General features: G+C 61.8%; 13 protein-coding genes. 6 read left to right on the top strand and 7 right to left on the bottom strand.

The genetic code is table 11. The features are described from left to right. Positions 1-8 precede the first annotated feature (8 nt). The 5 genes from etfA to GIB19_RS15685 all read right to left on the bottom strand — a co-directional run bounded on the left by etfA (position 9) and on the right by GIB19_RS15685 (position 7032). Positions 9-1241, bottom strand: a complete 1233-nt coding sequence (gene etfA, locus GIB19_RS15705; RefSeq protein ID WP_085273836.1) for an electron transfer flavoprotein subunit alpha — start codon at positions 1239-1241, stop codon at positions 9-11. Beyond that, the gene (dgcB, locus tag GIB19_RS15700; protein WP_099428112.1) at positions 1241-3193 is read right to left on the bottom strand and encodes a dimethylglycine demethylation protein DgcB; all 1953 of its coding nucleotides are present in this window, start codon (positions 3191-3193) and stop codon (positions 1241-1243) included. Before dgcB ends, etfA begins: the two co-directional genes overlap by 1 nt. A gap of 177 nt (positions 3194-3370) precedes the next feature. Further along, positions 3371-5431: a dimethylglycine demethylation protein DgcA gene (gene dgcA / locus GIB19_RS15695; protein WP_027594294.1), complete on the bottom strand. Its 2061-nt coding sequence runs from the start codon at positions 5429-5431 to the stop codon at positions 3371-3373. A 15-nt stretch (positions 5432-5446) separates the two neighbouring features. After that, the gene (locus tag GIB19_RS15690; RefSeq protein WP_027594293.1) at positions 5447-5977 is read right to left on the bottom strand and encodes a DUF5943 domain-containing protein; all 531 of its coding nucleotides are present in this window, start codon (positions 5975-5977) and stop codon (positions 5447-5449) included. 77 nt (positions 5978-6054) lie between these two features. After that, a complete protein-coding gene (locus tag GIB19_RS15685) occupies positions 6055-7032 on the bottom strand; it encodes a dipeptidase (protein WP_027594292.1) in 978 nt (325 codons plus the stop codon). A 285-nt stretch (positions 7033-7317) separates the two neighbouring features. Between GIB19_RS15685 and GIB19_RS15680 the strand changes: the two genes are divergently transcribed. Continuing rightward, on the top strand, positions 7318-7719 hold the full coding sequence (locus GIB19_RS15680) for a lysozyme inhibitor LprI family protein (RefSeq protein ID WP_027594291.1): 402 nt from the start codon (positions 7318-7320) through the stop codon (positions 7717-7719). Positions 7720-7777: 58 nt separating this feature from the next. Here GIB19_RS15680 and GIB19_RS15675 read toward each other — a convergent pair whose 3' ends face one another. Further along, positions 7778-8722 carry a GlxA family transcriptional regulator gene (locus tag GIB19_RS15675; protein WP_027594290.1) on the bottom strand — a complete coding sequence of 315 codons (945 nt, stop codon included), beginning with the start codon at positions 8720-8722 and terminating at the stop codon, positions 7778-7780. Between the two features lie 147 nt (positions 8723-8869). Here GIB19_RS15675 and choX point away from each other — a divergent pair, with 147 nt between their 5' ends. The 4 genes from choX (at position 8870) to GIB19_RS15655 (ending at position 12287) form a co-directional block, all read left to right on the top strand. After that, positions 8870-9814 (top strand): choline ABC transporter substrate-binding protein, encoded by a 945-nt coding sequence (choX, locus tag GIB19_RS15670; protein ID WP_099428110.1) that lies wholly within the window; start codon positions 8870-8872, stop codon positions 9812-9814. Between the two features lie 121 nt (positions 9815-9935). Next, positions 9936-10820, top strand: coding sequence for a 3-keto-5-aminohexanoate cleavage protein (locus tag GIB19_RS15665; RefSeq protein WP_027594288.1), 885 nt, complete (start codon positions 9936-9938; stop codon positions 10818-10820). 17 nt (positions 10821-10837) lie between these two features. Continuing rightward, positions 10838-11803, top strand: coding sequence for an L-carnitine dehydrogenase (locus GIB19_RS15660; RefSeq protein WP_099428108.1), 966 nt, complete (start codon positions 10838-10840; stop codon positions 11801-11803). 10 nt (positions 11804-11813) lie between these two features. Then, positions 11814-12287 (top strand): thioesterase family protein, encoded by a 474-nt coding sequence (locus tag GIB19_RS15655; RefSeq protein WP_099428107.1) that lies wholly within the window; start codon positions 11814-11816, stop codon positions 12285-12287. A gap of 48 nt (positions 12288-12335) precedes the next feature. On the opposite strand, the gene GIB19_RS15650 is transcribed toward GIB19_RS15655, so the two are convergent. Next, positions 12336-13979 (bottom strand): reprolysin-like metallopeptidase, encoded by a 1644-nt coding sequence (locus GIB19_RS15650; RefSeq protein ID WP_099430852.1) that lies wholly within the window; start codon positions 13977-13979, stop codon positions 12336-12338. 371 nt (positions 13980-14350) lie between these two features. Here GIB19_RS15650 and GIB19_RS15645 point away from each other — a divergent pair, with 371 nt between their 5' ends. Next, positions 14351-14608, top strand: a complete 258-nt coding sequence (locus GIB19_RS15645; protein WP_027594285.1) for a hypothetical protein — start codon at positions 14351-14353, stop codon at positions 14606-14608. Positions 14609-14726: the final 118 nt, after the last annotated feature.

Genomic DNA, 14726 nt, shown 5'->3' with positions numbered 1-14726 from the left:
TCGTGCCCTTATGCCGCGTCGCGCTGGCCGCCGCTGCGGAAGTTGTCCACAGCTTCGATCAGCGCCTTGAGAATCGCCGAACTGTCGCCAATCACCGACAGGTCAGCCCGTTTGATCATGTCGCAGCCAGGGTCCATGTTGATCGCCACCACCTTGTCGCAGGCGCCGATGCCCTGCAGGTGCTGGATCGCGCCAGAGATACCCACAGCCACGTACACCCGTGCCGTGACCCAGGTACCGGTAGCACCGACCTGGCGGTTGCGCGGCATGAAGCCGTCGTCCACCGCCACCCGCGAGGCGCCTTCGGTGGCGCCGAGGGCCGCAGTTGCCTTGTGGTACAGGTCCCAGTCCTTGACGCCGTTACCGCCCGAAACGATGAACTCGGACTCGGCCATGGCAATGGTGGCCGGGTCCACGGCCACCGAGCCGAGGTCTTCGATACGCGACAGGCTGCGTGCGACACTTGTGGACAACTCTACCGGCAGCGCTTCGTGACGGGTTTCGCTGACCGGCTCCGCACATTCCGCCGCAGCCAGGATCAACCGTGGCACGGCGCGTTGCAGGTCCTGTTGACCCGCGCCGGCGCGGCCGATGCATTGGCCGTCCTTGACCTGCCAAACCCGCGTCGCAGGCCGTTCGCCCAAAGCGGCACCGAAGCGCCGCCCCAGCTCGCCGCCGCCGGTGCGGCTGTCGGGCAGCAGCCAGTGGCGCGGTGTGAACTGGTTATCCACAGCCCGCAACCCCTGCACAAGTTGCTCCGGTGCATAACCCTCGAACGCTTCGCCTTCGATGACCAGCAGGCGGTCGACGCCGGCTGTGGAAAAGTTGCTTTCCTTGTGTTCACCAAAGACCACGGCCAACACTGCGCCGTCGTTGCCGGCCAGGCTATGGGCCAGGCCCAGCAGGTCGCGGTCGTGGCTGCTCAGGCGGCCACCGACCATGTCCGGCACCACGGCAATGTAGAACGCCGGCGCCGGCACCTGGTGCAGCGGCAACTGGACGGCCGCCGCCGCTGTGCGTCGCCCGCCCACACCCGTGCCCTGCTGGGCACCGCTGCGGTCGATACGCTTGATGCCACTGGGGCCGATGAAACCGGCGGCGATGGCATGCGGGTTCTTGCGCATGAGGCCGTTGGGCCCCATCCAGCTGGTTTGTTGCGTCTGCATGGCCGCGTGCAGCGGGTGCAGACGGTTACGGGCGATCCACTCGGCGCGTGGGTCGCGGCGGATGATGTCGCTCATCAGTGCACCTCCGCAGGTTCACGTTTAACCGTTGGCGACTTTGGGGCCGCAGGGGTTTCCTCTTCGATCAGCACATCAGCTACCAACTCGGCGAGGTCCTTGATCTGTGGGCGCGGTTCGACAACGCCCTCGAGCATCGCGGTGCACTGTGGGCAGCCCACTGCAACCAGCTCCGCCTGGGTCTCGCGAATGTCGTCCATGCGCATGTCGGGGATACGTTGCTTGCCCGGGATGTCGGTGATCGGCGCACCGCCGCCACCGCCACAGCAACGGGAACGGAAGCCCGAGCGTTCCATCTCGCGCACTTCGATACCCAACGCCTTGAGCACTTCACGGGGCGCTTCGTATTCACCGTTGTAACGGCCCAGGTAGCACGGGTCGTGGTAGGTAACGCTGCCGCCCTTGTGCTGGCCGAGGTTGAGCTTCTTGGCTGCGATCAGTTCGGCGATGTAGGTGCTGTGGTGCTGCACCTGGTAATCCCCACCCAGCGCGCCGTACTCGTTTTTCAGCACATGGAAACTGTGCGGGTCGCAGGTGACGATGCGCTGGAACGTGTATTTGGCCAAGGTCTGGATATTGCGTTTGGCCAATTGCTGGAAGGTTGCTTCATCACCCAAGCGACGTGCCACGTCACCGCTGTCGCGTTCCTCCAGGCCAAGCACGGCGAAGTCTACGCCCGAGGCCTTGAGCACTTTGACGAACGAGCGCAGGGTGCGCTGGTTGCGCATGTCGAAGGCGCCGTCGCCGACCCAGAACAGCACTTCGGTGGTTTTCACGTCCGACAGCAGTTTCAGGTTGAGGTCGGCCGCCCAGTTCATCCGCCCGCCTGGGGCGAAGCCGCCTGGGTTGTCGGTGGCGATCAGGTTTTCCAGTACTTCCGCGCCTTTGTTCGGGGTCGCGCCTTTTTCAAGGGTAAGGTGGCGGCGCATGTCGACGATGGCATCGACGTGCTCGATCATCATCGGGCATTCCTCGACGCAGGCACGGCAGGTGGTGCACGACCACAGCGTTTCGGCGTCGACCAGGCCGTTGACGATCGGCTGGTGCGGGTGGCCGCCATGTTCGCCGATCGGCTTGCCCGGGTACGGGCTGCCAGCAAACTTGGCGTCGGTGCCACCGGCCAGGCCGATGACCATGTCTTGAATCAGTTTTTTCGGGTTCAGCGGCTGGCCGGCGGCATAGGCCGGGCACATGGCTTCACATTTACCGCACTGCACGCAGGCATCGAACCCGAGCAGCTGGTTCCAGGTGAAGTCCACCGGTTTTTCCACGCCCAGCGGCGCATTCGGGTCTTCCAGGTCCAGCGGCTTGAGGCCGGTGGAGCGGCCGCCACCGAAACGTTCGGCACGGCGGTGCCATGCCAGGTGCAAGGCACCGGCGAAGGCGTGTTTCATCGGGCCGCCCCAGGTCATGCCGAAGAACAGCTCCGACACGCCCCACAGCACACCCAGGCCAAGTACACCGACCATCACCCAGCCACCGGTGTTGGCGGGCAGAATGCCGGCGACCGGCAAGGTGGCGATGAAGAAGCTTGCAGCAAACACCAGCAGGCTTTTCGGCAGGCGCATCCACGGGCCCTTGGACAGGCGCGCAGGTGGGTTAAGGCGGCGTTTGAAGACAAAGATCGCACCGGTGAACATGATCACCGTGGCGACCAGCAGCGCGTAGCCAAGGATCTTGCTCTGCAGGCCGAAGCCGTGCACCAGGATCGCCAAGGCCGCCGACAGCACAAAGCCGCCCGCTGTGGCGACGTGGGTCTTGGACATGTACTTGTCGCGTTCGACCACGTGGTGCAGGTCGACCAGGTAGCGTCGCGGCATGGCCAGCAGGCCGCCGATCAAATTGACCTTGGACGCTCGGCCACGCCGCCACATACGCACTCGGCGCAGGGCGCCGAGCACCGCCAGGCCAAGGGCAGCGAACAGCAGAATGGGTAGAAGGGTGTTCAACATGGGAGACTCCCACAACAGCTGGATTCTTGCGCCGCCTTGAGGACGAGACTGGCCCCTTGTGGGAGCGGGTTTACCCGCGAATGCGTCCGGTCAGGCAACGGCGTTGTCAGAGCTGACGCATTCGCGGGTAAACCCGCTCCCACAGAGGCCGCGCTCAGTGGCGGCGACTGTTAACGATCAGAAATCCTTGCACAGGCGCAAGGCGTCGTAGATCGCCGCATGCACGTTGCGCTGGGCCACGCAGTCGCCGATGCGGTACAGCAGGTAGCCCTCGCCCGGCTGGCTGAGGATCGGCTGCGGCTTGATGGCAAACAGCGCCTCCACATCGATCTGGCCCTTGTTGCGCGAGCCATCCTTCAGCGCGTAGTACAGCTCCTCGTCAGGGCGCACGCCGTTCTCGATCACTACCTGATCGACCACGCGTTCTTCCTTGGCACCGGTGTATTCGTTCTCCAGCACCGCCACCAGCTTGTCGCCTTCGCGGTAGACCTTTTCCAGCATCATGTCGCCGGTCATGATCACTTCTTTGGGGTACATGCTGCGGTAGTAGGTCGGGAAGGTCGTGCCGCCCATGGCCACGCCTGGCTTGATGTCGTCGGTGACGATTTCGACCTGGCTGCCCTTGTCGGCAATGTAGTCCGCCGTCGACATGCCGGTGAACTCGCAGATGGTGTCGTACACCAGCACGTTCTTGCCCGGCGCAACCTTGCCATCGAGCACGTCCCAGCTACTGACCACCAGCCCTTCGGCCGCGCCCCAGTGCTCGTTCTGCTCGACGAACGGATGGCCGCCCACCGCCAGCACGATGACGTCCGGGCGCAGGTCCTGGATCGCGTCCACGCTGGCAGCGGTGCCCAGGCGCAGGTCGACTTTCAGGCGTGCCAGTTCCAGTTGGTACCAGCGGGTGATACCGGCGATCTGGTCGCGCTGCGGTGCCTTGGCGGCGATGGTGATCTGCCCGCCGATCTGGTCTTTCTTCTCGAACAAGGTCACGTCGTGGCCGCGCTCGGCCGCCACGCGGGCGGCTTCCATGCCGGCTGGGCCGGCGCCAACCACCACCACCTTGCGTTTGACACCGGTGGTCTTCTCGATGATGTGCGGCACGCCCATGTATTCACGGGAGGTCGCGGCGTTCTGGATGCACAGTACATCCAGGCCTTGGTACTGGCGGTCGATGCAGTAGTTGGCACCGACGCACTGTTTGATCTGGTCGATCTGGCCCATCTTGATCTTGGCGATCAGGTGCGGGTCAGCCATGTGCGCGCGGGTCATGCCGACCATGTCGACATAGCCGCCTTCGAGGATGCGCGTGGCCTGGTTGGGGTCTTTGATGTTCTGCGCGTGCAGCACCGGGACCTTGACCACTTCCTTGATGCCGGCCGCCAGGTGCAGGAACGGCTCCGGCGGGTAGCTCATGTTCGGGATAACGTTGGCCAGGGTGTTGTGGGTGTCGCAACCCGAGCCCACCACGCCGATGAAGTCGAGCATGCCGGTCGCGTCGTAATAGGCGGCGATCTGCTTCATGTCCTCGTGGCTCAGGCCATCGGGGTGGAATTCGTCGCCGCAGATACGCATGCCCACGCAGAAGTCGTCACCGACCTCGGCGCGCACAGCCTTGAGCACTTCCATGCCGAACTTCATGCGGCCTTCGAACGTACCGCCCCATTCGTCGGTACGCTTGTTGACCCGCGGGCTCCAGAACTGGTCGATCATGTGCTGGTGCACGGCCGACAGTTCGACGCCGTCCAGGCCGCCTTCTTTGGCACGACGCGCAGCCTGCGCGTAGTTGCCGATCACCCGCCAGATCTCTTCCACCTCGATGGTCTTGCAGGTGGCGCGGTGCACGGGTTCACGGATACCCGACGGCGACATCAGGGTCGGCCAGTTGAAGCCGTCCCAACGCGAGCGACGGCCCATGTGGGTAATCTGGATCATGATCTTGGCGCCATGCTTGTGCATGGCGTCGGCCAGGTTCTGGAAGTGCGGAATGATGCGGTCGGTCGACAGGTTGACCGACGCCCACCATTCTTGCGGGCTGTCGATGGCGACCACGGACGAGCCGCCGCAGATCGCCAGGCCGATGCCGCCCTTGGCCTTCTCTTCGTAGTACTTCACATAGCGGTCGGTCGTCATGCCGCCGTCAGTGGCGTAGACCTCGGCGTGCGCGGTGCTGAGCACGCGGTTGCGGATGGTCAGTTTGCCGATCTGGATCGGCTGGAACATTGCTTCGAATGCCATGACGCTATCTCCGGCTTACAACGGCTTTGTAACGAACAGGCCATCTTCGTGGCCTTCTTCCGACCCGCCATAGACCTGCTCGGCCACGGTGCGGATCTTGCTGCCACGGGCAGCGAGAATCTGGTCCATTGCGCCGGCGAACCAGCCGGTGAACATGTAGTCGACCTTGCGGCCAACCTTGCCGTACACGTAGACGAAGGCGGAGTGCTTGAGCTTGACGCTGCAGGTGCCTTTGTCCAGGTCGATGTCCTGGATCTCGAACAGGCCCCAGCCACGCTGGGACAGGCGCTTCATGTAATGCTCGAACACCGCCACGCCTTCCAGGCCATGGCACTCGGCTTCTTTTTCACACCAGTGCCAGGCCGACTTGTAGCCCGCCTTGTAGAGGATCTCGGCATAGGCGTCGGCGCCCAGCACTTCCTCGATACCGATGTGGTTGTTAACGAAGAAATGGCGTGGCACGTACAGCATCGGCAAGGCGTCGCTGGTCCAGACACCGGTCTCACTGTCGACTTCGATTGGCAATTGCGGGGCGATCTTGGCCATGGAAACTCAACTCCATAAAATTTTTTATTGGGATGCCCCGGCGTTGCTGGCAGGGGCTTTCAGGCTTGGAGAGCGGCTTACTCGCCCCAGACATCCTTGAGGACGTTTACCCAGTTCTCGCCCATGATCTTGCGCACCACACGCTCGGAGTGGCCGCGCTTGAGCAAGGTCTCGGTGAGGTTGGGGAACTCGCCAACGGTGCGAATGCCCAGCGGGTTGATGATCTTGCCGAAGTTGGTCAGGCGACGGGCGTAGCCCTTGTCGTGGGTCAGGTATTCGAAGAAGTCCTGCCCGTGACCCTGGGTGAAGTCGGTGCCGATGCCGATGGCGTCTTCACCGACGATGTTCATGGTGTATTCGATGGCTTCGGCGTAGTCGTCGATGGTCGAATCGATGCCCTTGGCCAGGAACGGCGCAAACATGGTCACGCCAACGAAGCCGCCGTGGTCGGCGATGAATTTCAGCTCTTCGTCCGACTTGTTGCGCGGGTGCTCCTTGAGCCCCGACGGCAGGCAGTGGGAGTAGCAGACCGGCTTCTTCGATTCGAGGATGACTTCTTCAGAAGTCTTGGAGCCCACGTGCGACAGGTCGCACATGATGCCAACGCGGTTCATCTCGGCGACGATCTCGCGGCCGAAGCCCGACAGGCCGCCGTCACGCTCGTAGCAGCCGGTGCCGACCAGGTTCTGGGTGTTGTAGCACATCTGCACGATGCCCACGCCCAGCTGCTTGAACACGTCCACGTAGGCGATCTGGTCTTCGAACGCGTGGGCGTTCTGGAAGCCGAAGAGGATGCCGGTCTTGCCCAGTTCTTTCGCCTTGCGGATGTCGGCGGTGGTGCGCACCGGCATGACCAGGTCGCTGTTGTCGCGGATCAGCTTCTGGCTGGAGGCGATCTGGTCGACCGTGGCCTTGAACCCTTCCCAGACCGACACCGTGCAGTTGGCCGCAGTCAGGCCGCCTTTGCGCATGTCTTCGAACAGCTCGCGGTTCCATTTGGCAATGATCAAACCGTCGATGACGATGCTGTCGGCGTGTAATTCGGCTGGGCTCATCAGGCTGTCCCCTTTTATTGAGTTGGGTCACGCCGAACGTTGTGCCGGCGCTTTGGGGCCAGCATATGCCTGTGCCCCGAGGCGCCCCGATGCAAAAACGACAGGGGGTTTGCCGAAAGCGTCAATGCGCGACAACAGGCCCTCTGCGACGCTATCTGGCGATGAGAGGCAGTCTCGATAACGACATTTTGCTCGCTTTCATGAACATTTCGTCAGGGAGCTACCGCGTTGCCTTCGGCTGAGCGAGAATCCCTGCGATTCGTCAGCCTGTTGAGGAGATAAAGGATGAAATCAATGGCATGCCTGGTACTGCTGGCCGTCGTGTCGGGCGCCCAGGCCGGCGAGGAAGAAAGCACCCCGTGCGACAACGTCGAGACCGACCAACAGACGTACGCGTGCGCGGCCTTCAACAAGCAGACGGCCGAGCGGGAGCTGAAGTCGGCTTACGATGACTTGATCCAGCGCATTCGCGACCAGTATGCCGACGAAGCCGACCAGGCCAATGCCTTGGTGGGGCGCATGGAGGCGGCGGAAAAACTCTGGGCCCAGCTGCGCGATGCCGATTGCAAGGTCGAGACCTTTGCCGAGAAGCCTGGGAGCAAGGCGTTCGAGGCGGCGTGGGGCACCTGTGTGGCGCAGCGCAGTGATGACCGGTCGGAGTACCTGCAGTCTATCGGGCAGCAGTAACGAGTATCGGTTCTGTGGGAGCGGCCTTTCGCGACGCAAGGCCGCTCCCACATGAACCTCAAACCGCCCGGGCTAATCTGTCCTCCCGCGGGCACCGCTGATACCGCGCCCGGTAACAGCGGGTAAAGTACGACGCCGACTCAAACCCACACGCGACCCCCACCTCCAGCACACTCATGTCGGTCTGGCGCAACAACTGCCGCGCCTTGTCCAACCGCAGCCGCAGGTAAAACCCGCTGGGCGTGTCGTCCAGGTGCAGCCGAAACAACCGCTCCAGCTGCCGCCGCGTTACCTGCACCGCATCGGCCAGCACTTGGGTATTCAAAGGCTGTTCGGTATTGCGCTCCATCTCGCCAATCACTTTCACCAGCTTCTTGTTGCTGATGCCATAGCGGCTGGCGATCTGCATGCGCTGGTGGTCTTGTCGCGGGCGGATACGCCCGAGCACGAACTGCTCCGACACCTGCACCGCCAGCTCACTGCCGTGGGCTTGCGCAATCAGGTCGAGCATCAGGTCGATCGAGGCGGTGCCGCCCGCGCAGGTGATGCGCCGCCGGTCGATTTCGAACAACTCTTGGGTCGCCTGCAAACCTGGGTAATTTTCCTTAAACGCTTCAAGCGCCTCCCAGTGCACGGTCGCGCGGTGGCCGTCGAGCAAGCCCGCCTCGGCCAGCACCACCGCCCCGGTATCGATGCCACCCAATATCACCCCGTCATGATCGAGACGGCGCAGCGCCTGCTGCAGCGGCGGCCCATAACAGGCCAAAGGCTCGAAGCCTGCGACGATCAGCAAAATGCCCCCCGCCTCGCCCGCGCCCAATGCCGCATCGGCGTTCACCGACATCCCATTGCTGGCCTGCACCGCGCCGCCATCCAGGCTCAGCACCTGCCAGCGATACGACGGGCCCTTGAAGCGGTTGGCCACACGCAGCGGCTCCAGGGCACTGATAAAGCCCATGGCCGAGAAGCCGGGTAACAACAGGAAATGAATGATCTGCGGCATTACATCGCTCCACAGTGAAGGTGGTCGCCAGGGTGCAAGTGTTGGTCGCCAGGGTGCGATTTTCCACCCCGACAGCAGCGTAGCGTGTTCACACGGTCCAGAGAGACCGATCCCCATAACAATATGCACTGCCGATGGAGAGCCACCATGCACAGCTTGATCCGCCGCAGCCTGTTGACCCTTGCCGTGAGCAGCATCGTCTCTACCCCGCTTCTAGCCGCCGAGCCCGCCGCCTGCCAGAACGTGCGCCTGGGCGTGGTCAACTGGACCGACGTCATCGCCACCAGCGCCATGGCCCAGGTACTGCTCGACGGCCTGGGTTACCAGACCAAGCAGACCAGCGCTTCGCAGCAGATCATCTTTGCCGGCATCCGCGACAAACGCCTGGACATGTTCCTGGGTTACTGGAACCCGATCATGACCCAGACCATCACCCCGTTCATCGACGCCAAGCAGGTCAAGGTGCTCGACAAGCCGAGCCTGGAAGACGCCCGGGCGACCCTGGCAGTGCCAAAGTACTTGGCCGACAAGGGGTTGAAGACCTTCGCCGACATTCACAAGTTCGAAAAGGAACTGGGTGGGAAAATCTACGGCATCGAGCCCGGCTCGGGGGCCAATACCCAGATCAAGGCGATGATCGCCAAGAACCAGTTCGGCCTGGGCAAGTTCCAGCTGGTCGAGTCCAGCGAGGCCGGCATGCTCGCCGCGGTCGACCGTGCCGTGCGGCGCAAGGAGGCGGTGGTGTTCTTCGGCTGGGCGCCGCACCCCATGAACGTGAACATCGACATGGCCTACCTGGGCGACAGCCAGGACGCGCTCGGCCCTGACGAAGGCCGCGCCACGGTGTGGACGGTCACCGCGCCGGACTACGCCGAACGCTGCCCCAACGCTCACCGCCTGCTGGCCAACCTGAATTTCAGCGCCGAGGACGAGAGCCGCATGATGCAGCCGCTGCTCGACCACAAGGACGCGCTGGAGTCGGCCCGCCAGTGGCTCAAGGACCACCCCGAGGACAAGGCCCGCTGGCTTGAAGGTGTGACCACCTTCGATGGCAAGCCCGCTGCGGACAACCTCAAGCTTACCGCCAACTGATCCGGCCGCTTCGCGGGTAAACCCGCTCCCACAGGTACAGCGCATGCCAGGGACATCACGTTCCCCTGTGGGAGCGGGTTTACCCGCGAAAAGGCCAGAACCGACATCACAAGGAACCGCTATGAACCACGACGTCATCATCACCTGCGCCCTCACCGGTGCCGGCGACACCGCCTCCAAAAGCCACCTGGTCCCAGTCACCCCCAAGCAGATCGCCGAAGCCGCCGTCGAAGCCGCCAAAGCCGGCGCCACCGTGGTCCACTGCCACGTCCGCGACCCGCAAACCGGCCGCTTCAGCCGCGACGTGAACCTGTACCGCGAAGTCATGGAACGCATCCGCGAAGCCGACGTGGACATCATCGTCAACCTCACCGCCGGCATGGGCGGCGACCTGGAAATCGGCCCAGGCGAAACGCCCCTGGAATTCGGCCCAGGCACCGACCTGATCGGCCCGCTGGAGCGCCTGGCCCACGTCGAAGCGCTGCTGCCGGAAATCTGCACCCTCGACTGCGGCACCCTCAACTTCGGCGACGGCAATTCGATCTACGTCTCCACCCCGGCCCAACTGCGCGCCGGTGCCAAGCGCATCACCGAGCTGGGCGTGAAAGCCGAGCTGGAAATCTTCGACACCGGCCACCTGTGGTTCGCCAAGCAGATGATCAAGGAAGGCCTGCTCGACGACCCGCTGTTCCAGCTGTGCCTGGGCATCCCATGGGGCGCGCCGGCCGACACCACCACCATGAAGGCCATGGTCGACAACCTGCCCGCCAACGTCACCTGGGCCGGCTTCGGCATCGGCCGCATGCAGATGCCCATGGCCGCGCAGGCCGTGCTGCTGGGCGGCAACGTGCGCGTCGGCCTGGAAGACAACCTGTACCTGGACCGTGGCGTGCTGGCCAGCAACGGCCAGCTGGTCGAGCGCGCCGTGGAGATCATCTCCCGCCTCGGCGCCCGCGTGCTGACCCCGGCCGAGGGCCGGGAAAAAATGAACCTCAAACGCCGCTGATCCCACAGGAGACCGCTATGCCTTTCATCACCAAGATCAAGACCTTCGCCGCCCTGGGTAGTGGCGTGATCGGCAGCGGCTGGGTCGCTCGCGCCCTCGCCCACGGCCTGGATGTCGTCGCCTGGGACCCAGCCCCCGGCGCCGAGCAGGCCCTGCGCAAGCGCATCGCCAACGCCTGGCCGGCGCTGGAAAAACAAGGCCTGGCGCCAGGCGCATCGCCGCAACGTTTGACCTTCGTCAGCACCATCGAAGCCTGCGTGCGGGACGCCGACTTCATCCAGGAAAGCGCGCCAGAGCGCCTGGACCTCAAGCTCGACCTGCACGCGAAGATCAGCGCTGCGGCCAAGCCTGATGCGATCATCGGCTCCAGCACCTCGGGCCTGTTGCCCAGTGAATTCTACGAGTCATCCACCCACCCTGAACGTTGCGTGGTTGGCCACCCCTTCAACCCGGTCTACCTGCTGCCGCTGGTCGAAATCGTCGGCGGCAAGCGCACCTCGCCAGAGGCCATCGATGCGGCAAAAACCATCTACACCGCCCTCGGCATGCGCCCGCTGCATGTGCGCAAGGAAGTCCCCGGCTTCATTGCCGACCGCCTGCTCGAAGCGCTGTGGCGCGAGGCGCTGCACTTGGTCAACGACGGCGTGGCGACCACCGGCGAGATCGACGATGCAATCCGCTTTGGTGCCGGCCTGCGCTGGTCGTTCATGGGCACCTTCCTCACCTATACCCTGGCCGGTGGCGATGCCGGCATGCGCCACTTCATGTCGCAATTCGGCCCGGCGCTGAAACTGCCCTGGACCTACTTGCCAGCCCCCGAGTTGACCGACAAGCTGATCGACGATGTTGTGGACGGCACCTCGGACCAACTGGGCGAACGCAGTATTGCGGCGCTGGAGCGCTACCGTGATGACACCCTGCTGGCAGTGCTGGACGCGGTGAAAACCAGCAAGGCCAAGCACGGCATGGCCTTTGGCGATTGAGGAGACTGCAATGCCCGCACTGATCACCTACCGCACCCCGGTCCAGGAGGACTGGGTGGATTACAACGGGCACCTGCGCGATGCCTATTACCTGCTGATTTTCAGCTATGCCACCGATGCATTGATGGAGCGTATCGGCCTGGATGCCGACAGCCGCGGGCAAAGTGGGCATTCCCTGTTCACCTTGGAGGCGCACATCAACTACCTGCACGAAGTGAAGCTGGGTACCGAGGTGTATGTGCAAACGCAGATCATCGGTTTTGATCACAAGCGCTTGCATGTTTATCACAGCTTGCACAGCGAAAATGTTGAGGGGCCTTTGGCAGCCAGTGAACAGATGTTATTGCACGTCTGCTTGAAAGCATCGAAGGCATCTCCATTCGGTGATGTGACCACCGAGTGCATACAACGCCTAACGAAGCTCCAATACGGCATTCCACCACCCGCCTACGTCGGCCGCATCATTGGCCTGTTGCCACGGTAATGCGGGTGGGGCGACGTCCAAACCAGGAACGGCAGCCCCACCTGCTCCCTAATAGGGTAGAGCCATCCATAGAACATCATCCCTCTCAGAGCAATTGCTGAATAGAGGGCTGTCACTTCTTTCATTACCTTCCAGGCAGTTGGAGATACCAAAGAGTGAGAACTTAATCAACCCGTCCTCAAAATTAAAGCTTGAACGCATACCTGAGCATGCACCCATGCCTGCTGCATCACCATTTGCCGTCCATTGAAGGCATGATGAAGTATCGCCTTGCTGGACGCGGATTGTCGTCCACAAACTGTTGTTCCAGTACCAAAAATTACTTTCACTGATACTTCCGCAATCCGCAAAAGTCAGCGCACCACTTGATGTAACCGTCAAGCAGGCTGGAAGCCCTAATTTGACGCGTGCGACATTTGCGACTTTCTTTCCAGTAAAGGGAGGGTAGAAGTTCTCGACCGTTTCTCTGCGTTCATTAATCGCTCTAGCAACATCATGGTTAGCTACCGTACCCAGTGCTTGCCCTTGATAACTCAAGCGTGGATTGGAGAAGAACATTTGCCTAGGGCAGGCCGGACTGCAATCGTAAGCCATCTGTGTGCGGAACCTGAGGGAGCCCGACGCAGGTTTATACTGATATCCATGCGTGTAGGTATTACTTTCACCGTTCCAGCTATGGGACATACCGAAGTTGTGACCGATCTCGTGCGCCAATGAAGAGATGCAATTGATTGCCGAAAACCCTAAATGTTTTTCTGGGCCCGGTTTACCGCCACCACACAGCTCGTTATTAGCCACTAACATCGAGACGAGATCAGCGCGCAGCCGATCCCGCACAACTTTCACCTCCGGCATCCGGTACGTCAGATCATTGAGAAGCGTGACAAAATCTTTGCCGGTCTCATCGTGATTAGCGTCCATAAAACCAGCTAATTCATACGTTATAGCGACCTGGCTATTTTTTGCGATTTGATTGGCATCCCGCAATCCCAGGATCAGCGCGGCACGGTAGTTTGGATTGTTAGCGCGGGCCTGATTGGTAGTGACAAACAGCAACCTGATCGTACTGTGTGCCGATTTCGGCGGTAGATTAGTCTTGACTGCCGATACTTCATTTGCATGCCCCTGTGGACCCTGACTGTCTTCAGGCGGCAACTTCGAACTGTCAACCTTTATTAACGCATGCTGCCTGCCTCCGAGGGATTCCAGTTGATAGCGCTGGTTATCCACGATCAAGTTACCGACCAACTGGGTGCCGTGGCGCACGATCGACAGGTAATAGCGAGGGTCAAAATCGATCTCAGCAGGTGAAGGGTGATTCAGCTTCCACGCTGAACCTTTATAACCCACCCAGCCTTCGTAACCACCGGCCATAGAACTAAAGTCGCGCACGTTGAATTGAGCTGTTTTACCATCGGGCAATGTCACTGCCAAATGCTGAGTGCTGTTGTTGATCAACTCCGCATTGGCGTCAACCAGCGTTATTTCCTCGTTAGCTGGGTTCGCCAACAGAGTCGCCAGATACCCCGTGGCTGTTTTCTGCAGCGTACTGCGATCTGGGGTGGGTTCAAGCGTGAACAATTGCTTAACCGGGCTTGAAGTTCCGCTCTCTGGCGGTGTCGATGACGAGCAAGCTGCTAGCAACGCGCACCCTGCGATGACGAGCCATGCCCTATAGGCAAATATTTTCATAATTCCACTCCACTGGAAGTCCATCGCCTCTAGCAGAGCAGGTAACACGCAGGCTAGTCACCTGGCAGAAATGTCAGGTAGCGGCATGGAAAACAGCGAAGTATGGGCAAAAAATAACCCCGGAAAGCCGTGAGCATCCGGGGCCAAGAGCGAGCAACATCCACTGTGCACGAGCGAGGGTGACCAAACCCTCCGTTGCGGTAGATGGCTTGAGTGTGCGCACTTCAGGGGCGGGTGATTTAGCCGTAAACGACCTGTTCTTAGCCAAAGCAGCCATTGCGACATTCTGCCCTTGCGGGCATGTCGCGGTGGACACAGAATCGGTCGTAAATCACAGCAGCACTCGCTTAGCGATAAAAGGGACAACAGCCATGATGCATGCGGATTTGATTGACCAGGACGACCTCGCCGGCCACCTGCGCGCGCGCGGTTTCGACATCCCCGCCGGGGCCAGCGCCGAGCAGGCCTGCGAGGCGGTAGTGCGTGGGCTGACCGAGCCCAATGCAAAGGCGCTGAAGGGCATGGTCGAGCAGATGTATACCGGCAGCGCGACGATATTGCCGGCGGTGCGCCAGGCGATCGACAAGCAGCTTTTGCCTGCGCTGGCACAGTTCAGCAAGCGCACCTGACTGATTAATCCTGCACCGGCCTCTTCGCGGGTAAACCCGCTCCCACAGGTTCAGCAGAGCCTTCGAAGGCTGTGAGCCCAGGTTCAGCAGAGCCTGCAAAGGCTGTGAGCCCAGGTTC

The organism is Pseudomonas sp. ITEM 17296, from assembly GCF_028895205.1.
GTDB classification, from domain to species: domain Bacteria; phylum Pseudomonadota; class Gammaproteobacteria; order Pseudomonadales; family Pseudomonadaceae; genus Aquipseudomonas; species Aquipseudomonas kermanshahensis.
This window is presented reverse-complemented; position numbering and strand designations above follow the sequence as displayed.